The sequence below is a fragment of the Kutzneria sp. CA-103260 genome (genome assembly GCF_018263855.1).
Classification (GTDB): domain Bacteria; phylum Actinomycetota; class Actinomycetes; order Mycobacteriales; family Pseudonocardiaceae; genus Kutzneria.
Window position 1 is genome coordinate 90,173 of record NZ_CP073318.1, and the last position, 25,494, is coordinate 115,666.

The 25,494-nt window shown below is 70.5% G+C and carries 23 protein-coding genes; 11 read left to right on the forward strand and 12 right to left on the reverse strand.

The window, feature by feature from the left end:
• Positions 1-17 precede the first annotated feature (17 nt).
• Both JJ691_RS00425 and JJ691_RS00430 read left to right on the forward strand, forming a co-directional pair.
• The gene (locus JJ691_RS00425; protein ID WP_211766784.1) at positions 18-800 is read left to right on the forward strand and encodes an MBL fold metallo-hydrolase; all 783 of its coding nucleotides are present in this window, start codon (positions 18-20) and stop codon (positions 798-800) included.
• Entirely contained in the window at positions 781-2,025 is a 1,245-nt protein-coding gene (locus tag JJ691_RS00430; protein ID WP_256449352.1) for a carboxylesterase family protein, read from the forward strand. Before JJ691_RS00425 ends, JJ691_RS00430 begins: the two co-directional genes overlap by 20 nt.
• On the opposite strand, the gene JJ691_RS00435 is transcribed toward JJ691_RS00430, so the two are convergent.
• The 5 genes from JJ691_RS00435 to JJ691_RS00455 are packed head-to-tail and all read right to left on the reverse strand — an operon-like array spanning position 2,009 to position 7,601.
• Positions 2,009-3,055: a zinc-binding dehydrogenase gene (locus JJ691_RS00435; RefSeq protein WP_211766785.1), complete on the reverse strand. Its 1,047-nt coding sequence runs from the start codon at positions 3,053-3,055 to the stop codon at positions 2,009-2,011. The two genes, JJ691_RS00430 and JJ691_RS00435, sit on opposite strands and share 17 nt — an antisense overlap.
• A 31-nt stretch (positions 3,056-3,086) precedes the next feature.
• Positions 3,087-4,847 carry a flavin-containing monooxygenase gene (locus JJ691_RS00440; protein ID WP_211766786.1) on the reverse strand — a complete coding sequence of 587 codons (1,761 nt, stop codon included), beginning with the start codon at positions 4,845-4,847 and terminating at the stop codon, positions 3,087-3,089.
• Between the two features lie 8 nt (positions 4,848-4,855).
• On the reverse strand, positions 4,856-6,073 hold the full coding sequence (locus JJ691_RS00445) for a cytochrome P450 (RefSeq protein ID WP_211766787.1): 1,218 nt from the start codon (positions 6,071-6,073) through the stop codon (positions 4,856-4,858).
• 8 nt (positions 6,074-6,081) lie between these two features.
• Positions 6,082-7,389 (reverse strand): NAD(P)/FAD-dependent oxidoreductase, encoded by a 1,308-nt coding sequence (locus tag JJ691_RS00450; RefSeq protein ID WP_211766788.1) that lies wholly within the window; start codon positions 7,387-7,389, stop codon positions 6,082-6,084.
• Positions 7,386-7,601: a ferredoxin gene (locus tag JJ691_RS00455; protein WP_211766789.1), complete on the reverse strand. Its 216-nt coding sequence runs from the start codon at positions 7,599-7,601 to the stop codon at positions 7,386-7,388. The genes JJ691_RS00450 and JJ691_RS00455 overlap by 4 nt, the downstream gene beginning before the upstream one ends.
• Before the next feature lie 102 nt (positions 7,602-7,703).
• Between JJ691_RS00455 and JJ691_RS00460 the strand changes: the two genes are divergently transcribed.
• Together JJ691_RS00460 and JJ691_RS00465 are read left to right on the forward strand one after the other, a co-directional pair.
• Entirely contained in the window at positions 7,704-8,327 is a 624-nt protein-coding gene (locus tag JJ691_RS00460; protein ID WP_211766790.1) for a TetR/AcrR family transcriptional regulator, read from the forward strand.
• Between the two features lie 111 nt (positions 8,328-8,438).
• Positions 8,439-9,080 (forward strand): VC0807 family protein, encoded by a 642-nt coding sequence (locus JJ691_RS00465; protein ID WP_211766791.1) that lies wholly within the window; start codon positions 8,439-8,441, stop codon positions 9,078-9,080.
• 8 nt (positions 9,081-9,088) lie between these two features.
• Here the strand turns inward: JJ691_RS00465 and JJ691_RS00470 are convergent, their stop codons facing one another.
• Positions 9,089-9,544 (reverse strand): DUF2000 domain-containing protein, encoded by a 456-nt coding sequence (locus JJ691_RS00470; protein ID WP_211766792.1) that lies wholly within the window; start codon positions 9,542-9,544, stop codon positions 9,089-9,091.
• A 106-nt stretch (positions 9,545-9,650) separates the two neighbouring features.
• Here JJ691_RS00470 and JJ691_RS00475 point away from each other — a divergent pair, with 106 nt between their 5' ends.
• Positions 9,651-10,106, forward strand: a complete 456-nt coding sequence (locus tag JJ691_RS00475) for an Lrp/AsnC family transcriptional regulator (protein ID WP_211766793.1) — start codon at positions 9,651-9,653, stop codon at positions 10,104-10,106.
• Positions 10,107-10,189: 83 nt separating this feature from the next.
• On the opposite strand, the gene JJ691_RS00480 is transcribed toward JJ691_RS00475, so the two are convergent.
• Together JJ691_RS00480 and JJ691_RS00485 are read right to left on the reverse strand one after the other, a co-directional pair.
• A complete protein-coding gene (locus tag JJ691_RS00480) occupies positions 10,190-11,113 on the reverse strand; it encodes a VOC family protein (protein WP_211771207.1) in 924 nt (307 codons plus the stop codon).
• Entirely contained in the window at positions 11,113-11,958 is an 846-nt protein-coding gene (locus JJ691_RS00485) for a fumarylacetoacetate hydrolase family protein (protein ID WP_211766794.1), read from the reverse strand. The genes JJ691_RS00480 and JJ691_RS00485 overlap by 1 nt, the downstream gene beginning before the upstream one ends.
• 96 nt (positions 11,959-12,054) lie before the next feature.
• On the opposite strand from JJ691_RS00485, the gene JJ691_RS00490 reads away from it, so the two are divergent.
• Entirely contained in the window at positions 12,055-12,723 is a 669-nt protein-coding gene (locus JJ691_RS00490) for a GntR family transcriptional regulator (RefSeq protein ID WP_211766795.1), read from the forward strand.
• 28 nt (positions 12,724-12,751) lie between these two features.
• On the opposite strand, the gene JJ691_RS00495 is transcribed toward JJ691_RS00490, so the two are convergent.
• Positions 12,752-13,039: a DUF6191 domain-containing protein gene (locus JJ691_RS00495; protein WP_249227604.1), complete on the reverse strand. Its 288-nt coding sequence runs from the start codon at positions 13,037-13,039 to the stop codon at positions 12,752-12,754.
• Positions 13,040-13,528: 489 nt separating this feature from the next.
• Between JJ691_RS00495 and JJ691_RS00500 the strand changes: the two genes are divergently transcribed.
• Complete coding sequence (locus JJ691_RS00500; RefSeq protein WP_211766797.1) at positions 13,529-15,085, forward strand: FAD-dependent monooxygenase; 1,557 nt, start codon at positions 13,529-13,531, stop codon at positions 15,083-15,085.
• A gap of 300 nt (positions 15,086-15,385) precedes the next feature.
• Entirely contained in the window at positions 15,386-18,337 is a 2,952-nt protein-coding gene (locus JJ691_RS00505; protein ID WP_211766798.1) for a glycoside hydrolase family 3 C-terminal domain-containing protein, read from the forward strand.
• 126 nt (positions 18,338-18,463) lie between these two features.
• Here JJ691_RS00505 and JJ691_RS00510 read toward each other — a convergent pair whose 3' ends face one another.
• Positions 18,464-19,438: a LacI family DNA-binding transcriptional regulator gene (locus tag JJ691_RS00510; protein ID WP_211766799.1), complete on the reverse strand. Its 975-nt coding sequence runs from the start codon at positions 19,436-19,438 to the stop codon at positions 18,464-18,466.
• Positions 19,439-19,558: 120 nt separating this feature from the next.
• Here JJ691_RS00510 and xylA point away from each other — a divergent pair, with 120 nt between their 5' ends.
• From xylA to JJ691_RS00525, 3 genes are all read left to right on the forward strand, one after another.
• Positions 19,559-20,719: a xylose isomerase gene (xylA, locus tag JJ691_RS00515; protein ID WP_211766800.1), complete on the forward strand. Its 1,161-nt coding sequence runs from the start codon at positions 19,559-19,561 to the stop codon at positions 20,717-20,719.
• A 1-nt stretch (position 20,720) separates the two neighbouring features.
• Entirely contained in the window at positions 20,721-22,100 is a 1,380-nt protein-coding gene (gene xylB / locus JJ691_RS00520) for a xylulokinase (RefSeq protein ID WP_211766801.1), read from the forward strand.
• 104 nt (positions 22,101-22,204) lie between these two features.
• Complete coding sequence (locus JJ691_RS00525) at positions 22,205-23,443, forward strand: glycoside hydrolase family 71/99-like protein (protein ID WP_249227605.1); 1,239 nt, start codon at positions 22,205-22,207, stop codon at positions 23,441-23,443.
• Positions 23,444-23,489: 46 nt separating this feature from the next.
• On the opposite strand, the gene JJ691_RS00530 is transcribed toward JJ691_RS00525, so the two are convergent.
• Together JJ691_RS00530 and JJ691_RS00535 are read right to left on the reverse strand one after the other, a co-directional pair.
• Positions 23,490-24,833: a pyridoxal phosphate-dependent decarboxylase family protein gene (locus tag JJ691_RS00530; protein ID WP_211766802.1), complete on the reverse strand. Its 1,344-nt coding sequence runs from the start codon at positions 24,831-24,833 to the stop codon at positions 23,490-23,492.
• A gap of 10 nt (positions 24,834-24,843) precedes the next feature.
• A complete protein-coding gene (locus JJ691_RS00535; protein WP_211766803.1) occupies positions 24,844-25,449 on the reverse strand; it encodes a TetR/AcrR family transcriptional regulator in 606 nt (201 codons plus the stop codon).
• Between the last annotated feature and the right edge of the window lie 45 nt (positions 25,450-25,494).

Here is a 25,494-nt window from a genome sequence, read left to right on the forward strand (position 1 = left end):
CGGCCACCATCGAAGCCATGGCCGAGATAACCCGAGTGCTGGAGAAGGCGTGGCCCACCCGGCCGCCGACCGCGATGTTCGCCGACCTGCCGCAGCGGTTCTGGGACGAGCGCCCGCACCTGTGGGACGCGGCCGACGGCCGGCTGGTCACCAGCTCGCTGACCTGGGTGATCCGCGAGCGGGGCCGGACCATCCTGGTCGACACGGGCATCGGCAACAACAAGGATCGCCCGGACACGCCGCCGTTCCACCGCCTCCGCACCGACTTCCTGGTCGCGCTGGCCGCCGCCGGCGTCCGCCCGGAGGAGGTCGACGTGGTGGTCAACACCCACCTGCACGCCGATCACGTCGGCTGGAACACCCGGCTGGTCGACGGCCGGTGGACGCCGACCTTTCCCAATGCCACCTACCTGATCCCGGCCGCCGACCACGAGCACTTCGCCGACGACCCGGTGATCGCCGACAGCGTGCGGCCGGTGGTCGAGGCCGGGCAGTCGATTCTGTGGCGGGGCCAGCACGCGATCGGGGACGGGCTGGTGCTGGAGGAAGCGCCGGGGCACACGCCGGGGTCGAGCGTGCTGAAGCTGCGGGACGAGGCGGTGTTCGTCGGGGATCTGCTGCACAACCCGGCGCAGATCCTGGAGCCCGACGCGAACAGCATGTTCTGCCTGGACGCCGACGGTGCGCGGCGGTCGAGGCGACGGATCCTCGGCTGGGCGGCCGACCACAACGCGCGGGTGCTGCCGACGCATTTCGACGGCGGCCCGGTGACCAGGGACGGTGAGAAGTTTGCGTGCTGAGCTGCGGGGCGTCGAGAAGGACGGCGTGTGGACCTACTACGGGGTCCCGTATGCAATGGTCACCGACCGCTTCGGCCCGCCGGGGCCGGCCCCGGCGTGGGCAGGCGTCCTCGATGCGACGACGCCGGGGCCGACCGCGCCGCAGGGCGCGCGGTCCTTCGCCGGCACGGACATGTCGGCGATCCTCGGCACCGGCTGGGACCGTGGCGACCCCTACCTGACCCTGAACATCTGGTCGACCCAGCGACAAGCCCGGCCGGTCATGGTCTACGTGCACGGCGGCGGTTTTCTCAGCGGCTCGGGTCACGCGTCCATGTACGACGGCACGGACTTCGCCCGCGACGGCGTCGTGCTGGTGACGCTGAACTACCGGCTCGGCGCGATCGGCTGGCTCGACCTGCCGGGCGCGCCCCGCAACCGCGGCCTGCTGGACGTGATCGCCGCGCTGCGCTGGATCCGTGACCACATCGGCGAATTCGGCGGCGCCCCGGACAACGTGACGCTGTTCGGGCAGTCGGCCGGCGCGATGCTGATCGCCGCCCTGCTGTCCGATCCCACACTGCTGGCTGACCCCGCCGCCGACGGGCTTGTCCGCCGTGCGATATCACAGAGCGGCGGGGCCCACATGTTCGGCGCGGAGCAAGCCGATCGGGTGACACGGGCCCTGGCCGAGCGGCTCGGCATCGAGCCGTCACTGGACGCGTTCCAGCAGGTCAGCGACGAGAATCTGGTTGAGGCGACCGCCGGTCTGGTGGTCGACACCCGGTTCGACCGCTCGCTGGGCACCAGCCCGTTCAAGCCCGTGGTCGACGACCTCGAACTCGCCCCGGTCGACCTGTTGATCGGCACCAACGAGGACGAGGCCGGCCTGTACGTGCACGCGCCCGTGACCGACGAGGACGTCGTCAAGGCCGCGGCCCGGCGCGATCCCGACCCGGAGCGCCTGGTCGCCGAGTACCGCCGGCGGTTCGCCGAACCGCTCGATCAGCTCACGGCGTTGCTGACCGAGCAGTTCGAGACCGGCAGCACCCGGATCGCCCAGGCGCACCGGGGAAAGGTCTGGGCCTACCGCTTCGGCCTGGGCGGCGCGGCGATCCACTGCGCCGAACTGCCGTTCGTGTTCCGGCCCGGCCCCGTGCACGACGCCTGGGTGCGGTTCGCGACCGTCGGCGACCCCGGGTGGGACCTGTACCCGTCGGTGCAGTTGCTCACGGGACGAGGATGAGCCGAACCGGGTCGTCGGTCTTCTCGGCCAGCTGCCGCACCGCGTCCGGCGCGTCGGCCAGGGCGAGGTGCCCGCTGATCGACTTGGCCAGGTCCAGCCGGCCGTGCCGGGCCAGCGCGACCAGCTCCTCCACGTGCGGCCGCCCGGAGCCGTAGTGGCCGAGCAGCCGGTGCCGCAGGGCGCTGAACGGCACGCTGTTGGTGATGGTGATCGGGGCCAGGGAGAGGCCGACCAACACCAGCGCCCCGCCGCCGCCCAGCGTCGCCTCGGCCTGCTCCCGCACCGCCGGCACGCCGGCGAAGTCGAACGCGAAGTCCAGGCCTCGGCCGTCGGTGGCCGCCCGGATCTGCTCGACGCAGTCCGGCGCGGTGGGGTCCAAGGCGAGGTCGGCGCCGTACTCCAGGGCTCGCCGGCGGGCGGCCGGCAGCGGGTCGACGGCGATGATCGGCGCCGCGCCGATCAGCCGCAGCAGCTGGATGCCATGCGTGCCAAGGCCTCCCACGCCCCAGACGCCGGCCGACTGGGCCGGCCGCACCCCGGCGTTGGCCACGATCGCCGCGTACGGCGTGGAGACCGCGTCGGGAATGATGGCCGCCTGGTCGAAGGGCAGGTCGTCGGGGATGGGGACGATGGTGTCGTAGCGGGCCAGGGCGTATTCGGCCCAGCCGCCGTCGTAGTGCACGCCCCGGGTCAGCGGTTGCCGACAGCGTTGTTGAAGGCTGGGTTGCTGCCGCATCAGGCAGTTGTCGCACCGGCCACAGGTTTGCCCGGCCAGCAACAGAACCCGCTGGCCGATGGCCACAGTGGACGGAACGTTCGCGCCCAGCGCCTCGACGACGCCGGCGACCTCGTGGCCCAGCGTCACGGGATCGCCGGCCAACGGCAGCGAGCCGTCGATCAGGTGCAGGTCGGACAGGCACACACCGGCGGCGCGGACGGCGATGCGCACCTCGTCGTCGGCCGGTTCCGGTGTGGGCACCACGTCGACGGCGAACCGGCGGGTGGCGGGATCGAGTCGTGCGGCGAGCATCAGTGCCCCTCTCCTGCGGTGGTGTCGACGATCACCGGAACTCCAAGCCCTCGAAGGTGCCGGCGGTCCGCCACTTCTCGATGTAGGCGAAGAAGGCGGACGGGCCCTGGGGATAGCCGACCAGCAGCTGCGCGGCCGGGCCCCGGTCCTGGCCTTCGTTGTTGTAGTAGCCGGGCGTGCAGTCCGGGCCGCCGAGCGTGGACGCCGGGGCGGTGCTTAGCAGCTCGGCCCAGGCGTCCTGGGCCTCGGCGGTGACCTCGACCTCACGGTGGCCGTCCCGCACCGCGAGCCCGACGACGGCGGCGATCGTCGCGGCGGAGTCGACGATGTTGCTCGGGATGTTGGCGATGAGGTTCGCGCCCTGGGTCGGTTGCACGACAAAGGCATTGGGGAAGCCGTGGGTGTGCATGCCGTGCAGGGTCCGCATTCCGTCGGCCCAGTGGTCGGTCAGTGTGACGCCGCCGCGGCCGGTGACCTCGTAGCCCGAGCGCCGGGTGAAGTCGGTGTTGACCTCGAAGCCGGATGCGTAGATGACGCAGTCCACTTTGTGCTCACGGCCGCCCGCGACCACGCCGTCGGCGGTGATCCGCTGCACGCCCTTGCCGTCGGTGTCGACGAGATGGGTGTTGGGGTTGTTGAAGGACTGGAGGTACTCGTCGTGGAAGCACGGCCGCTTGCACAGCCGCCGGTACCAGGCCTTCAGGTGCTGCGCGGTGTCGTGGTCGGCGACGATGGTGTCGACCCGGGAGCGGATCTGGTCCATCTTCTCGTAGTCGGCCCGCTCGGCCAGTTCCATCCGCGTCGCCATGGTGCGCTCCTTGGCCGGCAGCGCCACCATCTCCGCGCGGATCTTCCGCGACATCTCGGTCCAGCCGTCGCGGATCATGTCCTGCTCGGCGACGCCGCCGAGCACGTCGGCGAAGTTGGCCAGCAGGCGCCGCTGCCAGCCCGGGGTGGCCATCTCGGCGAACCACTCCGGGTCGGTCGGACGGTTGTCACGAGCGTCCACAGAGGATGGTGTGCGCTGGATGACGAACAGCTCACCGCAGGCCTGGGCCAGTCGCGGCACGGCCTGCACCGAGGTCGCGCCGGTGCCGATGATCGCCACCCGCTTGTCGGCCAACTTCTCCAGCGAAGCGCCGGTGTAGTCGTAGTCCCAGCGGTTGGTGTGGAACGAGTGGCCGCGGAACTCCCCGATGCCCGGGATGGCCGGCAGCTTGGGCACGTGCAGCGGACCGATGCCCATCACCACGAACTGCGCGGTCAGCCGGTCGCCGCGGTTGGTGCGGATGATCCACCGCGACTGGTCCTCGTCCCAGCGCAGGTCGGTGACCTCGGTGTGGAACAGGGCCTGCTCGTAGAGGTCGTACTGCTTGCCGATGCGCTGGCAGTGCTCCAAAATCTCCGGCCCGTGCGCGTACTTCTCGGTCGGCATGTGGCCGGTCTCTTCGAGCAGCGGCAGGTAGATGTACGACGTCGTGTCGCACTGCGCGCCCGGATACCGGTTCCAGTACCAGGTTCCGCCGAAGTCGCCGGCCTTGTCGATGATCCGGACGTCCTCGATGCCGGCCTCCTTGAGGCGGGCCCCGACCACCAGCCCGGAGAACCCGCCGCCGACGCACACCACCGTGGTGTGGTCGGTCAGCGGCTCCCGCTCGGTCATCGGCGTGAAGGGATCGCCGATGTCGAACTCGTCGGCCAGCCGCACGTACTGGCTGGCGCCGTCCGGCCGCAGCCGCTTGTCCCGCTCCGCCAGGTACTTCTCGCGCAACGACGCGATGTCGACGGTCATGGCCGGCCTCACTTGCGCAAGCGGTCGAAGGAGACCAGCAGGTGCTCGGGGCCGCGCAGCACGGCGTTCTCGCGGTAGGGCGGCGGATCGGCCACCAGGCGCGGGTTGTCCAGCCGCCGGGACAGCGCGGTCAGGGCGATCTGGGCCTCGGCGCGGGCCAGCATCGCGCCCACGCAGTAGTGCACGCCGCCGCCGAACCCGAGATGGGCGTTGTTCGGGCGGTCCGGCACGAACTGGTCGGCGTCGGCGAACACGTCGGTGTCCCGGTTGCCAGCGGCCAGCATCACCCGCAGCGCGGAACCGGCCGGCACCAGCACACCGCCGATCTCGATGTCGGCCGTGGTGCTGCGCGCGGTCATCTGCACCGGCGGGTCGTAGCGCAGCACCTCCTCCACCAGCATGGTGGCCAGCTCCGGCTCGTTGCGCAGGCGCGCCAAGGCATCCGGGTTGCGCAGCAGGGCGAGCGTGCCGTTGGCGATCAGGTTCACGGTGGTCTCGTGGCCGGCGATCAGCAGCAGCGCCAGCGTGGCCCGCAGGTCGAGCGGCCCCAGCCGGTCGACGGTCGGATCGGCCGGCATGAACGCCGACAGCAGGTCGTCGCCGGGGTTGCGGGTCTTCTCGACGATCAGCCCGTTCAGGTAGTCGATCAGCGCGTTGCGGACCTGGGTCAGCTCGCGGATCTCGGCCTCGTCCGGCTCCTCGACCGGGTCCAGGCCGCGGGTCAGCTTGCGGGCGAACTCGCCGAAGATCGGCTCGTCCTCCTGCGGCACGCCCAGCAGCTCGCAGATCACCGTCACCGGCAGCGGATAGGCCAGGTCGTCGACGATGTCGAGCTGGCCGGGGCCGTCGCTGAGGTGCGCGTCGAGCAGCTTGCCGACCAGCTCTTCGAGGTGGTCGCGCATGCCGATCACCCGCGGCACGAACTCCTTCATCACCAGGCCGCGCAGCCGGTCGTGGCTGGGCGCGTCCTGCACCAGGAAGGAGGCCGGGGCCTTGGCCTCGCCCGGGTCCGGCGCGTTCGGGTCCAGCCGGTTCGCGCTGATCCGGGGATCGTGCAGCACGCGCTTGATGTCGGCGTGCCGGCTGACCAGCCAGCTGCCGTCGGACATCTCGGTGACCGGCAGGTCCAGCATCTGCTCGTACAGCGGGTACGGGTTCGGCCGGCTGTCCAGGCGCAGGGTCCGCGAGAACAGCTCGGCGGCAGTCGTGGTCTCCGTGGTGGTCATGGCTGGTCCTACCTCACTGCCGCGGCAAGGGGCTGTGTGAAATCAGGCTGTGTGAAATCAGGCTGGGGGAACTCGGCATCCACAATGGACGGAAGCGCCGGCCCGTCGGGGGCATTGATGGCCGGCGGGAACGGCGTGCCGGACGCGATCAGCTGGGCGTAGCCGTCGAGCTGGCGCGGGGCGTTGACCGCCACCGCGGCGACGGTGCGGCCGTCACGGCCGTACACGGCGACGAACTTGGTGTCCGACAAGGAACCCTGGGTGATCACGACCTCGTCGCCGTAGGTGGGCAGGCCGACCGACTTCAGGTTCACGCCGAACTGGTTGGACCAGAACGCCGGCAGCTCGTCGTGTCGGCGGTGTCCGCCGTGCACCAGGTTGTGCGCGACCGTCTTGGCCTGCGACACCGCGTTGCCCCAATGGTCGAGGCGAACCAGGTCGCCCGGGTACAGCGGATGCGGCCAGCGGGCCACGTCGCCGGCGATGAACACCCCGTCCGCCACCGAACCGTCCGCGGTGAGCGCCCGGCACGTGGTGTCGCAGACGGCCCCGCGCTCGTCGGCCATCAGGCCCGAGCCGGTCAGCCATTCCACATTGGACACTGCGCCGAGTGCGATCACGGCGACGTCGACGTCGACTGCCGTGCCATCGGACAACCAGGCCCGGTGCAACCGGCCGTCGCCGTCGAGCTTGCTGACCGTGGTCCCCAGTCGCAGGTCGACACCGGCCGCGCGCTGCACGTCGGCGGCGAAGGCGGCGACCGTGCCGCCGAGCGCACTGGACATCGGTGCGGCCCCGCGATGGGTCAGCGTCACCTCCAGGCCCAGTTCACGGCACCCGCCAGCGACCTCGGAGCCGGTGAATCCACCGCCGATGACCAGCACCCGCTTGGGGCCGGCGGCCAAGTCGGCCCGCAGCCGGTCAGCGTCGTCACGGCCGCGCAGCACGTGCACCCCGGGCAGGGCAGCCTCGGCCGGCACCGGCCACGGCCGGGCCCGAGTGCCGGTGGCGATCACCAGCCCGTCGAAGTCGACCCGGCGGCCGTCGGCCAGTTGGACGTGCCGTTCGCGCAGGTCAAGGCCGGTGGCCGCGACCCCGAGCAGCCAAGTGGCGTCGATGTCGCGCAGCCGCGGCAGCGTGATGTGGTCGGTGTCCAGCCAGCCCGACAGCACCGCCTTCGACAGCGGCGGCCGGTCGTACGGGGCGTGCGGCTCGTCGCCGATCACGGTCAGCTCACCGGCGAAGCCCTCGTCCCGCAGGGCCTCGGCCGCCCGCAGCCCGGCCAGCGACGCGCCGACGATCACGATGCGGTTCATCGGGGCAGCTCCTCGGTGGCGCGGTCCAGCGCGATGGCCTGCACCGGGCACGCCGCGGCGGCCCGTTCCACCTGGTCACGCACATGGTCGCCGGGCTCGTAGTCGTACTCCAGCGTTTCCTCGCTGTGGAACCGGAACACCGTCGGCGCGGCGTAGACGCACTGCCCGTAGTTCTGGCAGCGGTTCAGGTCCACGACCAGTCGAGTGCTCATGGCACCCCCTCTCTCTCCGGTACCCAAAGCTATTCGGATAGCGATCCCTATGTCAATAGGAGATCCTATGTAGGGCTCGGAGGCGTGCTAAATTCCCTGGTCATGGACGCGCAGCCCCGACAGCGGCTCACTCGGGCCGAGGCCAAGGCCCGCACCCGGACCCTCCTGCTGGACGCGGCCGCCGAGGTCTTCGCGCGCCGGGGCTTCGCCGGGGCGTCGGTGGACGAGATCGCCGAGACGGCGGGGTTCTCGATCGGCGCCTTCTACTCGAACTTCGCCAACAAGGACGAGCTGTTCGTGGAGCTGTTGTCCACCCACAGCCGCAACCAGATCGCCGAGTCGGCCCGCCTGATGGACGAGCGGGCCGAGGGCAAGGCCGAGCTGGGCCGGCAGCTGATCGCCGCCGCCGACGAGGACTTTCCGTTGCTGGAGGCCGAGTTCTGGCTGTACTCGGTGCGCAACCCGCAGGTGACGGCGGTGCTGGCCGAGCGCATGCGGGAGCCTCGCGAAGCGTTGCAGAAGCTTGTCGGAGACGCGCTGCGGCGGCTCGACCCGCCGGTCACGGACCTCGACGCGCCGGTCACGGTCGTGGTGGCGGCGCTGTTCGCGGGGTTGGTGCGGCAGCGGCGCGTCGACCCCGGCTCCGTGTCGGCCGAACTGTACGACCAGGCCCTGCACTGGCTGTTCGCCGGCATCGAGATCGAGCGCTCTCAACCCCAGGGTTGAGTGCTTCTCAACCTGCCTTCTCCACCCGACTTCCAACCCCGCTCCGACGCGGTCCCACCGGCCGCGGCGGGACGCTCTACGGCGTCAGGAACCTAGTTGGGGAGGAAGCGAATGAGCACGCCGTCGCCGCAGACGTTCCACCTGCGCAGCATGCTGCCGAGCATCGCGCTCAACGCGGTGGTGCCGCTGGTGGTGTACACGTTGGTGCGGCCGTACTTCGCCAACGACGTCACGGCGCTGATCATCGCCGCCGTCATCCCGCTGCTGGTCACCCTCGTCGGCTTCGTGGTGCGCCGCAAGGTGGACTTCGTGGGCGTGATCTCGGTGGTCGGCTTCGTGGTGGCGGTGGCACTGCAGTTGATCACCGGCGGGGGTGACGGGCTGATCGTGAAGGTGCAGGGGGTGCTGGTCACCGGCCCGATCGGCGTGGTCTTCCTGCTGTCGGCGCTGATCGGCCGGCCGCTGGTCGGGGTGATCTTCCAGTACGCGGCCCGCCGCAACCCGGCCCTGCGGGTGCCCAGCCGGCGCCAGTCGATGGTGATCACGCTGCTGCTCGGCGGCATGTTCACGCTGCACACCGTGGTCGCCGTGGCGCTCGCGCTGGCCCTGCCGACGCCGGTGTTCCTGGCCGTGTCCAACCCGATCGGGCTGGGCATCATCGGCGTCGGCCTGCTGGCGATCTTCCTGGTGCGCCGCCGGTGGCAGGCCGAGCGCGAGGCGGCCGAGCGGGCGGCGGCCCAGCAGGTGGTGTAGTCACGGCGTCAGCCCAGCAGCTTGAGTCCGCCGACCAGCTTGTCCACGGCGTTGCGCGGCCCGACCAGGCTGATGGCGTAGTAGCGGAGCCCGTCCGACTTGGCCAGCGTGTCCAGGTAGTCCTGGTACACCCGGCTGGTCTGGGCGGGCTCCGGCATGTCGACGACGTGCACGCCGATCCTGGTGATCGCCTTGGCCCGCACCGCCGCGACCTTCTCGCGGTCGGCGGCCAGCACGGAGCAGCCGGTCCACGGCAGGCCGGGGTGGAACTCGCCGACCGCGTCCTCGCCGCCCGGGCCGAGCAGGGTGGGGACGGCGTGGCCGACGGCGGCGGCCAGGCAGCCCACGGCGTTGGCGATCAGGCCGGGGTTGAGGTCGCGGTCCACGACCATCACCCACTTCAGCCGGGCCTCCCGGGTGGGCTGGTCGATGCGGATCTCGTCAGGGGCGAACGCGGGCAGCATGGCTCGGGCTCCTCATGGTGTGCGGTGGATTGCCGAGATGCTAGGCGGAGTCACCAGTGGTTACCATGAGCGCCGAATTTCGTTCGGCAAAGAGGGTGATTTCGGGATGTTGGACGAACTAGATCAGGCGCTGCTGCTGGCTCTGCAGCACGATGCACGGCGGACCAACCGCGAACTGGCCGCCGCCACCGGGGTGTCGCCGTCCACGTCGCTGGAGCGGGTGCGCGGCCTGCGCGAGCGCGGCGTGATCAAGGGGTACCTGGTGGACGTCGACCTGCCTTCGATCGGCCGCGGTGTGCAGGCCCTGATCGCCGTCCGGATCCGGCCGCCGTCGCGCCGGCACATCGAGGCCTTCCGGCAGTGGGTGGCCCGCCTGCCGGAGACGATCGGCGTTTTTGTCGTCTCCGGCAGCGAGGACTTCCTGATCCACGTGGCCGTGCCCGACAACAACAGCCTCTACAGCTTCGTCATCGACCGGCTCACCGAGCGGCCCGAGGTCGCGGACGTGCGGACCAGCGTGGTGTACGAGCACATCCGCAGCCCCCGCATCGAACCGGCCTGACCCCCGCCCCCACCCCCCCTTTACGCCACATGTGGACCACATTCGACTTCGTGCGCCACATGTGGACCACATGTGGCAGTAAGTCAGCGGGGGGAGTGGGCGCCGGTCATGAGGCCGGCCAGGTCGTCGGGGCGGATGAACGAGGGCGGGGGCGGCGGGCCCCAGTTGAACAGGCCCTTCGCGCCCTCCAGCACCTCGGGGCGCCACACCGCGTCCTCGACAATGCAGTCCATGTCGGAGTAGTACTCCGAGAAGTTGCCGGCCGGATCCTTGAGGTACCAGAAGAAGTTCGAGCCGGCGTGGTGGCGGCCCAGGCCCCACACGTGCCGCTCGGGGTGGTCGGCCAGCATGGCGCCGGCCCCGCGGCCGACCTCGTCGATGTCGTCGACCTGCCACGAGCTGTGGTGCATGTAGGTCACGGGGGCGTTGAGCACCAGCACGTTGTGGTGGTCGGTGGAGCAGCGCAGGAACGCGCCCTCGTTCTTCATCTCGTCGCTCAGCTTGAAGCCGAGGCCGTCGGCGAAGAACCGGCGGGTGGCGGGGTAGTCGGTGGAGCCGATCACCACGTGGCCGAGCTTGCGCGGCTTGACCTTGTTGCTCCGCAACACTCCCGGCGTACGGGCATTGGCGCGGACGATGTGGCCAGGGGCGTTGAGCGGCGGTGGGATGGTGGGTTCCTGGTGGATGCGCGGCGCGATCCGGACCACCGTCCGCACCCCGGTCGCCGGTTCCACGGCGGTGACACTGTCCGGCGCCGTCTGCGCGGCGATGTCCATGGTGGACAGTCGGGACGACACGGCGCCGAGGTCGTCGGCGTTGTCGGCCCGGACCGTCACCTCCAGCAGACGTCGGGTCGCCGCCGGCAGCACCCGCAGCTGGCGGCCACCGTCCACGGTGGACAGCCAGCCGTCCTCGCCCGGGGTGAGGCCGAATTCCGTGTAGTAGCCGATGGTCGCCGCGACGTCCGGCACGCCGATGGTGATCGAGGCCAGGCCGTGCAGCGCCATCACGCGCCGCCGGTGAACGTGTGCCGCATGGTGCCGATGCCGTCGATGTAGGTGACAAGCTCCTGGCCCGGCTTGAGGAAACGTTGCGGGGTGCGGCCCATGCCGACGCCCGACGGGGTGCCGGTGAAGATGACGTCACCGGGCAGCAGCGGGGTGACGGCGGACAGTCGGGAGACCAGCTCCGGCACCGAGAACACCATGTCGCGGGTACGGCCCTTCTGTAGCTGCTCGCCGTCCACGAGACAGCCCAGCTCCAGGTCGTCGCGGTTGGGCAGCTCGTCCGGCGTGACCACGACCGGGCCGAGCGGGCCGAAGCCGGGGTAGGACTTGGCCAGGCTGAACTGCGGGGCCGGGCCGGAGCGCTGGAGGATGCGCTCGGACAGGTCCTGGCCGACGGTGAGGCCGGCGACGTGGTCCCAGCCGTCGGCGACGCTGACGTTCTCGGCCCGCTTGCCGATGACCGCCACCAGCTCCACCTCCCAGTCCACGTCGCCCGGCGGCAGCGTGATCTCGCCGGTCGGGCCGGTCAGACAGGTGACGAACTTGGTGAACACCGTCGGCTCCTCGGGCACCGAGAAGTTCGACTCGCGGGCGTGGTCGGCGTAGTTCAGGCCGATGGCGAAGATCTGGCGGGGGCGGGGGACCGGGTTGCCGTGGTCGGCGGGCGCCACGGGGGCCGCCTTCGTGGCGTCCAGCGCGGCCGCGAACGCCTTCACCTCGTCCCACCGCTCGTAGGCGAGTTGGATGTCCGGCGAGAACCTGCCGCCGCTGGCGTCCGCCAGGTCCACGGCGCGGTCCGGTGCGGTCACGACGGCCGCACGGCCTCCGATGTCGGCCAGCCTCATGGTGTGCCTCCCTTGGTCGTTCTTCAGTCATGGACGTCATTAGTGAAGCAACTTTCGAAAGTTGAGTCAACGTTCGCACTGAGTTACGCTCTGCGCATGGCGACCACCGGGGTGACCCGCACCGACGGCGTGCACGCGCGGCTGCGGGAGGACATCCTGGGCGGGGTGCTGCCGCCCGGGCAGCGGCTGAAGTTCCCCGAGCTGTGCAAGCGCTACGACACCAGCGTCGGCGCCGCCCGCGAGGCCCTGACCCGGCTCGCGTCGGCCGGGCTCGTGCGCGGGCAGGCGCACCAGGGCTACGTCGTGACCCCGCTGTCCGTCGCGGATCTCTCCGAGCTCACCGTGGCCCGGGTCGAGGTCGAATGCCTGGTGCTGCGCATGGCCGTCACCGAGGGCGACGTGCGCTGGGAGGCCGACGCCATCGCCGCCCACCACCTGCTCGAACGGGCCCCCTATCTCGACCCCGAAAACCCCGCTCGCTCCACCGCCGAATGGGCCGCAGCGCACGCCGCCTTCCATGAGGCCCTGCTCGCCGGCTGCGGCAACCGCCGGCTGCGCGAGGTCGCCACCGGCCTTCGGGACGAGGCCGAGCTCTACCGCCAGTGGTCCATCACGCCCGCCCTCGCCAAGGGCCGCGACGTCGCCGCCGAACACCGCGCCATCCTCGACGCGGCCGTCGCCCGCGACACCGACCTGGCCATTCGGTTGCTGGGTGAGCACATCTCGCTGACCTCGCGGCTGCTCATCGACTCCGCGGCGGACTGACCCGCGCCGAATTGGGCGAAAGGGTCGGTCAAGCGCGTGGGCTGAGGCGGACCGTGCCGCCGTCCAGGTCGATGCGGTTCGGTGGTGCGCCTTCGGCTTCCTCATCGCGCAGCATGGACTGCGACTGCCGGTGCTCGATCTCCATGCGCTTGCTGCCGTAGAACGCGGCCCCGATCTCGTCGAACGCCGTCGCACTCACCGGCGGGCCGCTGCGCCGGCGGCGCCACGGCAGCCAGCTCGCGCGGGTGGCCCACAGGCCCATGCGTTCCAGGGCGGCCAGCGCCACCAGCAGCACCACCAGTCCGGGCAGTGACATCGCCCACAGCAAGGCCATGTGGCGTCAACGGCGCGGTTGGGGCGTTGGTTCCCGGAGTTCACTCGTATGTCGGCAAACCCCGGGACCGTGGACACCGTGAGTGGGCGTTTTCCCGATCGGGCGGAAGGTATGCCGCCATGACAAACCGCACGCGTGTGCGAATGTGGGGGAATGCCCAGGTGACGCCGGGTGAGTGGGGAAGAGTTTTCCGACTGTGCGAGCATCGCATCAATATATGACATCGGCTGTATACAATTCCGGTCATCCGACCTCTTTCTCTGACCGCATCAATTCGGGCATCGAACAGAAGGCCGATCGGGCAGGCGGGCTTGACCGGTTCGGCGGGCACGTGCGCAGAATTAGCCCTAATGCGGCTAGCGGTCGCGAGGGGGGCTTGGCAGTGGGCGTATTCGAACCGCCGTTCCGTGTCGGCGGTCCGCGCGAGGCAATGGTGTGAACGAGTTGTCCGGGACGCGGAAGTGGGACGAAGTGGACGAGACCGATGTGCTGATCACCGGGGCCACCCCGGTCGGCCTCGCCCTCGCGCTCGACCTGGAGCGGCGGGGCGTGCGCTGCTTGGTGCTCGAACCCGGCGACGGCAGCGTGGTCACGCCCGAGGTCAGCCCGATCGGGCCGCGCACGATGGAGCTGTTCCGCCGCTGGGGGGTGGCGGACAAGATCCGCGGCGCCGAGTTCCCCGGCGCGCGGCCCCGGGACATCGCCTGGGTGACCCAGGTCGGCGGGCACGAGATCCACCGCTTCGAGCGGTTCACCCACGACACGCACACGCCGGAGCCGGAGCAGATCTGCCCGGCCGACTGGCTGCTGCCGGTGTTGCAGACGGCGGTCGGCGCGCACCCGAGCGGGCCGATCCTCTATCACCACCAGCTCGACGGCTTCACCCAGGACGCCGAGGGCGTCACCGCCCGCGTCGCCAACCTGGGCACCGTGCGCGCCCGCTACCTGGTCGGCACGACCGGGCCGTGCTCGCCGATCCGCAGCGCCTGCGGCATCCCGATGACCAGCCGGTTCGGCCCGAAATTCTTGCGCAACATAGTGTTCCGCGCGCCCGGGCTGGCCGCGGGGCTGGCCGCCCGCGGCCACCGGCCGGCGTTGACGTATTTCCTGCTCCGGCCGTGCGGACTGCGTTTTCCGTTGCAGGCCATGGACGGCGAGGGCACGTTCAAGCTGATCGTCGGCAGCGAGGTCGGCGCGATCGACGCGGCGACGCTGGTCCGTGACGCGATCGCCTTCGACACGCCGACCGAGGTGCTGTCCGACGAGCAGAGCACCGTGCCGCACGTGGTGGTAGAGCGCTACCGGGACGGCCGGGTGTTCCTGCTCGGCGACGCGGCGCACACGCTGTCCTCGCCCGGCGGCTTCGGCCGCAACATCGGCATCGCCGACGCGGCCGACCTGGCCTGGAAGCTGGCAGCGGTGCAGGCCGGCTGGGCCGGGCCGGCGCTGCTCGACAGCTACGACGCCGAGCGCCGGCCGGTCGCGCTGGAGGGTCTGGAGGCGGCCGGCATCGCCATGCGCGGCCGGGGCCCGGACAGTGTGTCGGCCAAGCTGCGGGACGACACCGAGGAGGGTGTGCTGGCCCGCACCGAGCTGGGGTTGCAGCTGGCCGAAAGCGTTGCCCACTGGGACGTCGACGCCCCCGAGGTCCACTTCGGACACGGCTACCGGTCCTCGCTGGTGGTCGGCGACGAGGTCAAGATGACCGCGCCGTGGCGGCCGAGCAGCGATCCCGGCTTCCGGGCCGCCCACGCCTGGCTGCGCCCTGGCGTGTCCACTTTGGACATATTCGGTGACGGTTTCGTGCTGCTGTGCTTCGCGTGGCACGAGCGGCTGGCCGACGTGGAGCGGGCGTTCGAGCAGCGCGGCGTGCCGCTGCAGGTGCTGACCTGCACCGACGAGCAGATCGCCGAGCTCTACCGGCAGCCCTTCGTGCTGGTCCGCCCCGACGACCACGTGGCATGGCGCGGCTCGGAGCCACCGGCGGATCCGTTGCTGTTGGCGGACAGGGTTCGCGGGGCCTGCTGAGTTCTATGGCGGCCAGCCCTGGCCTCGGGCCCCACTGCTCGGGACCGGGGTTGACCGTGTTCGGGCAGGTGTGTCCGGCCCGTCCCCGCGAGCCAGGGAGCGGGATGGGCCGGTCGGTCGGCAGGGCTCCGGAACCGGTTCCGGAGGTGTGGAGACGAGTTAACAGCGCGGCAACTCGGGCGTCAAGACTGTTGACAGACTTCGTACTCTGACGGTGAGAGCGATCCCATGACCGGGCCCACTCCCGGCGGGTGAACCGCGAGCCGACCCCTGCCCCCGCGCGAAGGGTTCGTCGCTGTCATGACACTCGCCCGCTGGCCCGCGTGGCTGTTCGCCGCGCTCGCGACCGTGATCATCGCCGCCCTGCTGACCGTGCCCGGCGTCGGGCACGCCGCGCCCGCCCTGCTCTCCCAGGGACACACCGCCACCGCCTCCTCCAGCGAGAACGCCACCTTCCCGGCCTCCGCCGCGGTCGACGGCGACGCCGGCACCAGATGGTCCAGCGCGGCCGCCGACCCGCAGTGGCTGGAGGTGGACCTCGGCGGCCCGCACACCCTGACCCAGGTCGTGCTGAACTGGGAAGCCGCCTACGCCAAGGCATTCCAGCTCCAGGTGTCCTCGGACAACAGCACCTGGACCAACCTGACGCCGGTCACCGCCGGCGTGGCCGGCAGCCAGACGCTGACCGTGTCCGGCTCCGGCCGCTACGTGCGGATGTACGGCACGCAACGCGCCACCCAGTGGGGCTACTCGCTGTGGGAGTTCCAGGTCTACGGCGACGACACCGCCTGCAACACCGCCGATTCCGCGCTGAACCAGCCGGTGCTGGCATCGTCCACACAGGACGCGGGAGCGTTCCCGGCCTCCGCCGCAGTGGACGGCAACACCGGCACCCGGTGGTCGAGCACCGCCTCCGACCCGCAGTGGATCCGGGTCGACCTGGGCAGCGTGCGCCAGGTCTGCGGCGTCGAGCTGAACTGGGAAGCGGCCTACGCCTCGTCGTTCCAGGTCCAGATATCCAGTGACGGCAACACGTGGACCAACCTCACGCAGCCGACCGCCGGAGCCGCCGGCAATCAGGTCCTGACCGTCAGCGGCTCCGGCCGGTACGTGCGGATGTACGGCACGCAGCGGGCCACCCAGTGGGGCTACTCGCTGTGGGAGTTCGTGATCCACACCGTCGGCGCACCGCCCACGACGACCACCCCGCCGCCGGGCGACTGCCCGTGGGTGAAGTCCACGGCCCCGGTCGCCGACCGGGTCAACCAGCTGATGGCGGCCATGACCAACGCGCAGAAGGTCGTTGTGCTGCACGGCAACGGGGCCACCGGGCCGTACATCGGCAACACCGACCCGATTCCGGCCTTGTGCGTGCCGGCGATGGGCCTGCAGGACGGGCCGGCCGGCGTCGGCGACAGCCTCGACGGAGTGACCGAGCTGCCCGACCCGACCGCGGTCGCCGCGACCTGGGACGTCAACGCGGCCAAGAACTACGGCACGGTGATGGGGCAGGAGTTCGCCGGCAAGGGCGCGAACATCGTGCTCGGCCCGACGATCAACATCGTCCGGGATCCGCGCTGGGGAAGGGACTTCGAGACCTACAGCGAGGACCCGTACCAGGCCGGGCAGACCGCCGTCGGCGCCGTGCAGGGCATCCAGGGTCAGGGCGTGATGGCCCAGATCAAGCACGCCGCCGCGTACAACGTCGAGGGCGGGGCGTCCCGGGGCACGCCCTCGGACAACGTGATCATCGACGACCGGACGCTGCACGAGATCTACTTGCCGGCCTTCCAGACCGCCCTCACCCAGGGGCAGGCGGCGTCGGTGATGTGCGCGTACAACGAGATCAACGGCACGCCCGCCTGCCAGGACTCGGCCGTGATGAACACGGCCCTGAAACAGGCCACCGGCTGGGACGGGTTTGTCGGCTCCGACTGGGGTTCGGCCACCGGTGGCGCGCCGCAGCTGGCCAACGGCGGGCTGGACATGGAGATGCCCGGTGGCGCGTTCTTCGGGCAGGCCCTGCTGGACGCGGTCAACCAGGGCACGGTGAGCCAGTCCACTCTGGACGACATGGCCCGGCGGGTGCTGACCCAGATGTTCAAGTTCGGGCTGTTCGACCACGGGGCCACCGGCAACACCGGGGCGGTGGTGACCAGCGCCGCGCACACCCAGGTGGCCCAGGACGTCGCCGCCCAGGGTTCGGTGCTGCTGAAGAACAACGGCGTGCTGCCGCTCAACGCCTCGGGGCTCAAGTCCATCGCCCTGCTCGGCGGGGACGCCATCGACCCGCAGAACATCGGCGGCGGCAGCGCCAAGGTCAACCCGTCGCCGGCCGCGGTCAACCCGATCAACGGCATCACCAAGCGGGCCGGCACGGGCGTGAGCGTGCAGTGGGTCGCCGGCGCCGGCGAGCACGTGCAGACGCCGGACATCCCGTCCGCGGTGGCGCTGGCCCAGAAGTCGGACGTGGCCGTCGTGTTCGCCTCGTACGGGGAGAGCGAGACCGACGACCTGTCCTCGATCGACCTCCAGTTCTCGCAGAACGACCTGATCAGCGCGGTCGCCGCGGCCAACCCACGGACGATCGTCGTGCTGAACACCGGGTCCGCGGTCACCATGCCCTGGCTGGGGAGCGTGGCCGGTGTGATCGAGGGCTGGTATCCCGGGCAGGAGAACGGCGACGCCATCGCCTCGCTGCTGTTCGGCGACGTCAACCCGTCCGGCAAGCTGCCGGTGACCTTCCCGAAGAGCCTGGCCGACGTGCCGGCGTCGACGACGCAGCAGTTCCCCGGGGCCAACGACCGCATCGAGTACTCCGAGGGCATGAACGTCGGCTACCGCTGGTACGACTCGCACAACATCACGCCGCTGTTCCCGTTCGGCTTCGGCCTGTCCTACACCACCTTCGGCTTCTCCAACCTGACGATCTCCGCGCAGGCCAACGGATCCGCCACAGTGCAGGCCACCGTCACCAACACCGGCACCCGGGCCGGGGCCGAGGTGCCCCAGCTCTACATCGGACAGCCCGCCGCCAACGGCGAGCCCCCGCACCAGCTGAAGGGCTACCAGAAGATCACCTTGACGCCGGGGCAGAGCCAGACCGTCACGTTCACCCTGACCCCACGGGACCTCGCCCACTGGAACGGCTCGGCTTGGACCACCAACACCGGCGCTTACGGAGTCTTCGTCGGTGACTCCTCACGGAGCCTGCCCTTGACCGGCACCATCAACGTCACCACGGCCAGTTGACCAGGGGCGGGGCTCGACACCCCCTGCCGTCGAGCCCCGCCCCGCACGATAGGCAAGCAACACACCCCGAAAGACCCCGGCCCCGGAACCGGTAGTTCAGTTGCCCCACGGCGGGACTCGCCGGGGTCAGGCGGATTCTCGAACGACCAGGGTCGTCGGCACGACGTGCGGTTCTTCCGGCAGCGGCACCCCGTCCAGCAAATGATCCAGCAGCATGGTCGCCGCCGCTTCACCCATCTCCCGCGACGGCTGCCGCACCGTCGTCAACGCCGGCACGGCGTGAGTCGCCAGGGTGATGTCGTCGAAGCCGATCACCGCCACGTCGTCGGGCACCGACCGGCCGGCTTCGCGCAGGGCGTCCAGGGCCCCGATGGCCATCATGTCGTTCTGCGCGAACACGGCGTCGAACTCGACGCCGTCGGCGATCACCTCGCGGATCGCGGCCAGCCCGCCTTCCGGCGTGAAGTCGCCCTCCACGAGGACCTTCTCCACCAGGACGTCGCGAAATCCCTGTATCCGCTCGACGGTGCAGCCGAAGTCGGCGGGCCCGGTGATCATGACGACGCGGTCCCGCCCGGCGGCGGCCAGGTGCCGCGCGGCCGAGGCGGCCCCGGCGCGGTTGCTGGTGGCCACCGACGGGAAGCCGCGGTGGTGGCCGCGGTCGTCGATCATCACCACCGGCAGGCCTGACTCGTGCAGCGTCTCGATGTAGCTGAGAGTGTCGGGCGGCTCGACCAGCAGCAGCCCGTCGAACGCCTTGGCCGACACGTGCCGGGCGAACTGGGTCATCGAGTCCGCGCCGCGGTTAACTGTGTTCAGCAGCAGGCCATACCCTTTGGCCTCCAGCACGTCGGCCACGCCCTGCAGGACGTCGCCCATCCACGGCCAGGTCAGCCCGGGCACCAGCATGCCGACGGTGTTGGTGCGTCCCTTGGCCAGGCCGACCGCGCCGGCGCTGGGGATGTAGCCGGTGGCCGCGATCACCTCGCGGACCCGGATCGCGGTCGCCGCGTCCACGTCCGACTTGTTGTTCAGCACCCGCGACACGGTCGTCTTGCTCACCCGTGCCCGCCGGGCGACCTCGGCGATCGTGACCCGCATGCCTGTCACGGTACCCGGATCGGCGCGGCTGTCCATTATCCGCCGTCCCAAGTCGACAACGGCGGTTGACAGTGCCCGCCTGACACTTAGTATGGGCGCTGAACTAACTAAGGAGGAGTCGTGACCGCGCAACCCACGAAGGCGGACCGGTTCAGCTTCGGCCTGTGGACGGTCGGCTGGCGCGCCAACGACCCGTTCGGTGAGCCGACCCGGCCGGCGCTGGACCCCGTCGAGTCGGTGCACCGCCTGGCCGAGTTGGGCGCGTGGGGTGTCTCCTTTCACGACGACGACCTGATCCCGTTCGGTTCGGACGACACGGTCCGCGAGGAGCGGGTGGCCCGTTTCCGCAAGGCGGTCGACGAGGCCGGCCTGGTGGTGCCGATGGCGACCACGAACCTGTTCACCCATCCCGTCTTCAAGGACGGGGGCTTCACCAGCAACGACCGCGGGGTGCGGCGGTTCGCGCTGCGCAAGGTGTTGCGCAACCTCGACCTCGCGGCGGAGTTGGGCGCCAACACCTATGTGCTGTGGGGCGGCCGCGAGGGTTCGGAGACCGACGCCGCCAAGGACGTGCGCGCGGCGCTGGACCGCTACCGCGAGGCGATGAACATCCTCACCCAGTACGTGATCGATCAGGGTTACGGCATCCGCTTCGCCATCGAGCCCAAGCCGAACGAGCCGCGCGGCGACATCCTGCTGCCCACGATCGGCCACGCGCTGGGCTTCATCTCCACCCTGGAGCACTCCGAGCTCGTCGGCCTCAACCCCGAGGTCGGGCACGAGCAGATGGCCAACCTCAACTTCGTGCACGGCATCTCGCAGGCCCTGTGGCAGGACAAGCTGTTCCACATCGACCTCAACGGCCAGAAGGGCCCGCGGTTCGACCAGGACCTGATCTTCGGCCACGGCGATCTGCTGTCCGCCTTCTTCCTCGTCGACCTGCTGGAGAACAGCGGCTACGACGGGCCGCGGCACTTCGACTACAAGCCGTTGCGCACCGAGGACATCACCGGCGTGTGGGCGAGCGCGGCCGCGAACATGCGGACCTACCTGTTGCTCAAGGAGCGGGCCGCGGCGTTCCGTGCCGACCCGGCCGTGCAGGAAGCGCTGGCGACCGCGAAGGTCGCCGAGCTTTCCGAGCCCACGCTGGCCCCCGGTGAGACAGTGGCGCAGCTGCGGGCCGCCGACGCCGACTTCGACCCGGACGCCGTCGGCGCGCGGGGCTACGGCTTCGTCGAGTTGGAGCAGTTGGCCGTCGAGCACGCGTTGGGGGCTCGCTGACATGACTCTCGTCGCCGGGATTGACTCGTCCACCCAGTCCTGCAAGGTGGTCGTGCGGGACGCCGACAGCGGGGCGCTGGTGCGCGAGGGTCGCGCCACGCATCCGGCCGGCACCGAGGTCGATCCGGCGGCGTGGGAGCACGCGCTGGGGGAGGCGATCACGGCCGCCGGCGGTCTCGACGACGTCGCCGCGCTGGCCGTGGGCGCCCAACAGCACGGCATGGTGTGCCTCGACGACTCCGGCAGTGTCGTCCGGCCCGCGTTGCTGTGGAACGACACCAGGTCGGCAGCCGCCGCGGCCGACCTGGTGTCCGAACTCGGCGGCCCCGAGCCGTGGGTGGAGGCGGTCGGCAGCGTGCCGGTCGCCTCGTTCACGATCACCAAGTTGCGCTGGCTGGCCGAGCACGAGCCGGCCAACGCGGCCCGCACCGCCGCCGTCTGCCTGCCGCACGACTGGTTGACGCAGCGGCTGACCGGCGGCGACCTGCACACCGATCGCAGTGACGCCAGCGGCACCGGCTACTGGTCGCCGGAGGTCGGGGAGTACCGTGAGGACCTGCTGGCCCGGGCGTTCGGTCGCCGGCTCGCGCTGCCGCGCGTGCTCGAACCGGCGGCATCCGCCGGCCGCACCTCCTTCGGCGCCCTGGTGGCCGCCGGCGCCGGCGACAACGCAGCCGCAGCCCTTGGCGTGCAAGCGGAACCGGGCGATGTCGTGGTGTCGATCGGCACCTCCGGCACCGCGTTCGCGTCCAGCGTCAAGCCGGCCGGCAGCTCGGTGGTGAACGGATTCGCCGACGCGCAAGGCCGATTCCTCCCCCTGGTCTGCACTTTGAACGCCGCCCGGGTGCTCGACGCCGCGGCCCGGATGCTGCGGGTCGGCGTCGACGAGCTGTCGGAGCTCGCCCTCGCCGCGCCACCGGGCGCCGACGGTCTCGTTCTCGTGCCGTACCTGGAGGGCGAGCGCACCCCGAACCGTCCCGACGCTTCGGGCACGTTGCACGGTCTTCGGCTGGACACCGCCACCGCCGCACACCTGGCTCGGGCGGCGGTCGAGGGGTTGCTGTGCAGCCTCGCCGACGCCGTGGACGCCTTGGTGGAGTTGGGAATCCCGGCCCGACGAGTGCTGCTGGTGGGCGGCGGGGCCAGATCCGAGGCGGTCCGTCGGATCGCGCCCACGGTTTTCGGTTGTCCTGTGGTGGTTCCCGAACCGAGCGAATTCGTCGCCGACGGCGCCGCCAGACAGGCAGCATGGGCGTTGCGCGGCGAAGTCGACCCTCCACAGTGGAGCGCGCTCACTTCCCTTGGCTACCAGGCCGATCCGGTGCCCTCGGTGCGTGAGCGGTACGCGCACGCCCGCGAACTGGTGCTCGACCGTCCATAGTGGACTGCTTGACCGCTCTGCGTCAAAGGTCATACCATTCCCGCGTTGGCGAGGTCCTTGCCGCCACAGGGCCTTCTTGTCAAAGATGACAAGGAGTTTTCGACATGGGAGTCTCTCGACGCACGTTCCTCGCGTCGGCGCTGGCCGCCGGCGCGCTCGGACCGACCGCCTTACGCACGGCGTCCGCCAGCCCGCTGGCCAGCGGGCCGGGTGACGTGGTGGGCAAGATAACCGTTGGCTACCAGGGCTGGTACGCCTGCATCGGCGACGGCGCGCCGATCAACACCTGGTGGCACTGGAGCCAGAACGGCGGTCAGCAGCCGTCGCCGACGAACAACAACAACATCAAGGCCTGGCCGGACATGCGGGAGTTCAGCAAGGGTTATCAGACCGGGTACAGCAATCTCAACAACGGCAACCCGGCCACCCTGTTCTCCTCCTACGACCAGCAGACCGTCGACACCCACTTCGCGTGGATGAGCTCCTACGGCTGCGACACCGCCGCGCTGCAACGCTTCAACCCCAACGGCAGCGAGGGGCCGACCCGCGACGCGGTGACCGCCAAGGTCCGCTCCGCCGCCGAGAGCCACGGCGTGAAGTTCTACATCATGTACGACGTCACGGGCTGGACGAACATGCAGTCCGAGATCAAGGCGGACTGGACCAACAAGATGCGCGCGTACACCGCCTCGTCGATGTACGCCAAGCAGAACGGCAAACCGGTCGTCGGCATCTGGGGCTTCGGCTTCAGCGACGGCAACCACCCCTGGGACGCCGGCACCTGCCTGGACGTGATCAACTGGTTCAAGGGCCAGGGCTGCTACGTGATGGGCGGCGTGCCAAGGGAATGGCGCGTCGGCGGCGCCGGCACCCGCACCGGCTTCATCGACACCTACCACGCCTTCAACATGATCTCCCCGTGGATGGTCGGCGCGATCAGCAACGCCGCCGGCTCCGACAACGTCTACACCACCATCAACGTCGGCGACCAGGCCGACTGCAACAGCCACGGCATCGACTACCAACCCTGCGTGCTGCCCGGCGACGTGTCCGGCCGCCAGCGGGCCCACGGCGACTTCATGTGGCGGCAGTTCTACAACATGGTTCGTGTTGGCGCGCAAGGCATCTACATCTCCATGTTCGACGAGTTCACCGAGGGCAACCAGATCGCCAAGACCGCCCCCGACTCCTCCTGGGTGCCGGCCGGCTCCGGCCTGCTGGGCCTTGACGAGGACGGCACCTGGTGCTCGTCGGACTACTACCTGCGGCTCACCGCCGACGGTGGCCGCATGCTCAAGAAGCAGATCGCCCTCACCGCCACCCGCCCCACCAGCCCGAGCTGAGCCGTGGGCGTCGACCGGAACGAAGGCGGCCTGCGGCCTTCGCTCCCTAGACGCCCAGGGCGGCGCACACCCGGTCCACGTCCGCCGAAGTGGTGCGCCAGTTGCTGAAGGCGGCGCGGATGGCCGGGATCCCTTGGTAGACCGTGGGAGTCAGGAAGGCCTCGCCGCTGCGGGTCAGGTCGTCGAGCACGTCGGCGACCTGACTCTCCGTGGGGGTGAAGCACACGACGTTCAAGCGCACCGGGGCCAGCAGCTTCCAGCGAGGGCTTGCGGCCAGCCGGGTGCCCATCTCCTGAGCGCAACTGATGTTGCGTTCGACGATCTCCCGATAACCGGAGCGGCCGTAAGCGGCCAGGGCGAACCAAGCCGGGAGAGCACGGAGGCGGCGTGAGGTCTCGGGCGTGAGGTGCATGGGGTCGGGGTTGTCGCCTGGGGCGCCGAGATAAGGGGACTGGTTCTCGAACACGCGGACCTGGAGGTCCTGGCGGCGAGTGAACTGGACGGCGGAGTCGTACGGCACGTTGAGCCACTTGTGCAGGTCGACACAGACGGAATCGGCCTCGGCCCAGCCGTCGAGCAGCTGGGCGTAGGTGGGGGAGACGGCGGCGAAACCGCCGAAGGCTGCGTCGACGTGCAGCCAGAACTGGTAGCGGGACTTCAACGAGGCGATTGCCCGGATGTCGTCGAAGTCGACGGTGTTCACGGTGCCGGCGTTGGCTACGACGATCGCCGGCCCGGCGGCCAGTTCCCGTTCCAGGGCGGACACATCGACCGCCTCGCGGTCCGGCCAGAGCGGCACCGGCACCAGGCGCTTGCGGCCGATTCCCAGCACTGACAACGACTTGCCGATGCTGGAATGCGGAGTCCCGGACAGCACACGGATCGGCCCGGTCAGGCCCTCGTCGGTCACGGAGACGCCGCGCAGCTCGCCGAGCCATTCCCGGCCGATGGCCAAGCCCACGAGGTTGGACGTCGTCGCCCCCGTGACGAAAGCGCCGGGCATGTCCAACCCGAACAGTTCCCCGAGCCACGCCACGGCTTCGCGTTCCAAGGACACCGCTGAAGAACCGACCGCGCCGTTGGCGTTCTGGTCGAGGGTGGACGTCAGCCAGTCGCCGGCCAGTGCCGCCGGGGTGGAACCGCCGGTGACGAAGCCCAGATAGCGCGGGCCGGCGCTGCCGGAGAAGCCGGGTTCCCAGCGCGCCGCGAAGGCGGCCATCGCGGCCCGCAGCCCGTCGCCGGAGTCCGGCAGCGGGACGGAACTCCCGGGTGCGCCGGGCAGCGCGGCCGGGCGGTCCTCGAGGCCGGCGAGGATGCGCGTGGCGTAGGTCCGGGTCTCTTCCAGCAAACCAGGCAGCTCGGCCAGATCCTCGGCCAGTTTCGGGAACATACGAGCCACATTAGGGTCGAACGGCGGTCAGGGGCAGCAGCACCTCGTCGACGATCGACTGCACGTCCGACGGGGACACGGTGTCCTTGGCCAACGCCTCGGCCAGCACCAGCCGCGGCCCGACGGACGCCACCCGGGGCGTGACGCAGCGGGGATCGGCCTCGCCGCGCTCGACGGCGGCCCGCAGCATCTCCAGCAGCATCTTCTGGCGCGGCTGCACAACCAGTAGCTGTACCTGCTCGTACAGGGCCGGATGCTGGCGGCGCTGGGACAGCAGCGGGCGCAGGGCCTGGCCGCGCGGCTCGCCCAGCACCTGGGCGAACTCGCCGAGCAGGGCGAGCAGGTCGCCGCGCAGCGTCCCGGTGTTCGGCGCGACCCGGTCGCCGAAGCCGGCGGACGGGTCGGTGAGGGCGGCCAGCACCAGCTCCTCGGGGCTGGACCAGCGGCGGTAGAGCGCCGACTTGCCGGTGCCGGCCAGCGGCGCGATCTTGTCGAAGGTCAGCTCGGCCACGCTGGTCCGGGCCAGCTCGGCCAGGGTGGCCTGGTAGATGGCCTGGTGCAGGACCTCGCCGCGGCGGCGGGTGGCCCTCGGGGCGGGCTCGGAGCTGGTGACCACGGTTCGGTTTATAGCGCACCGCCGGCACCGGGTGTAGCTTTTAAG

What these genes read in the sequence shown, in the direction of transcription:
- JJ691_RS00470 (WP_211766792.1), bottom strand. Translation starts at nt 9,544, where the DNA reads ATGCTGCCCGCGTTCGCCCCTGACGAGATCCGCATCGACCAGCCCACC.
- JJ691_RS00435 (WP_211766785.1), bottom strand. Translation starts at nt 3,055, where the DNA reads ATGCTCGCCGCACGACTCGATCCCGCCACCCGCCGGTTCGCCGTCGAC.
- JJ691_RS00530 (WP_211766802.1), bottom strand. Translation starts at nt 24,833, where the DNA reads ATGTTCCCGAAACTGGCCGAGGATCTGGCCGAGCTGCCTGGTTTGCTG.
- xylB (WP_211766801.1), top strand. Translation starts at nt 20,721, where the DNA reads ATGACTCTCGTCGCCGGGATTGACTCGTCCACCCAGTCCTGCAAGGTG.
- JJ691_RS00505 (WP_211766798.1), top strand. Translation starts at nt 15,386, where the DNA reads ATGACACTCGCCCGCTGGCCCGCGTGGCTGTTCGCCGCGCTCGCGACC.
- JJ691_RS00460 (WP_211766790.1), top strand. Translation starts at nt 7,704, where the DNA reads ATGGACGCGCAGCCCCGACAGCGGCTCACTCGGGCCGAGGCCAAGGCC.
- JJ691_RS00485 (WP_211766794.1), bottom strand. Translation starts at nt 11,958, where the DNA reads ATGAGGCTGGCCGACATCGGAGGCCGTGCGGCCGTCGTGACCGCACCG.
- JJ691_RS00425 (WP_211766784.1), top strand. Translation starts at nt 18, where the DNA reads ATGGCCGAGATAACCCGAGTGCTGGAGAAGGCGTGGCCCACCCGGCCG.
- JJ691_RS00440 (WP_211766786.1), bottom strand. Translation starts at nt 4,847, where the DNA reads ATGACCGTCGACATCGCGTCGTTGCGCGAGAAGTACCTGGCGGAGCGG.
- JJ691_RS00490 (WP_211766795.1), top strand. Translation starts at nt 12,055, where the DNA reads ATGGCGACCACCGGGGTGACCCGCACCGACGGCGTGCACGCGCGGCTG.
- JJ691_RS00510 (WP_211766799.1), bottom strand. Translation starts at nt 19,438, where the DNA reads ATGCGGGTCACGATCGCCGAGGTCGCCCGGCGGGCACGGGTGAGCAAG.
- JJ691_RS00455 (WP_211766789.1), bottom strand. Translation starts at nt 7,601, where the DNA reads ATGAGCACTCGACTGGTCGTGGACCTGAACCGCTGCCAGAACTACGGG.
- JJ691_RS00445 (WP_211766787.1), bottom strand. Translation starts at nt 6,073, where the DNA reads ATGACCACCACGGAGACCACGACTGCCGCCGAGCTGTTCTCGCGGACC.
- JJ691_RS00525 (WP_249227605.1), top strand. Translation starts at nt 22,205, where the DNA reads ATGGGAGTCTCTCGACGCACGTTCCTCGCGTCGGCGCTGGCCGCCGGC.
- JJ691_RS00450 (WP_211766788.1), bottom strand. Translation starts at nt 7,389, where the DNA reads ATGAACCGCATCGTGATCGTCGGCGCGTCGCTGGCCGGGCTGCGGGCG.
- JJ691_RS00480 (WP_211771207.1), bottom strand. Translation starts at nt 11,113, where the DNA reads ATGGCGCTGCACGGCCTGGCCTCGATCACCATCGGCGTGCCGGACGTC.
- JJ691_RS00495 (WP_249227604.1), bottom strand. Translation starts at nt 13,039, where the DNA reads ATGTCACTGCCCGGACTGGTGGTGCTGCTGGTGGCGCTGGCCGCCCTG.
- JJ691_RS00465 (WP_211766791.1), top strand. Translation starts at nt 8,439, where the DNA reads ATGAGCACGCCGTCGCCGCAGACGTTCCACCTGCGCAGCATGCTGCCG.
- JJ691_RS00475 (WP_211766793.1), top strand. Translation starts at nt 9,651, where the DNA reads ATGTTGGACGAACTAGATCAGGCGCTGCTGCTGGCTCTGCAGCACGAT.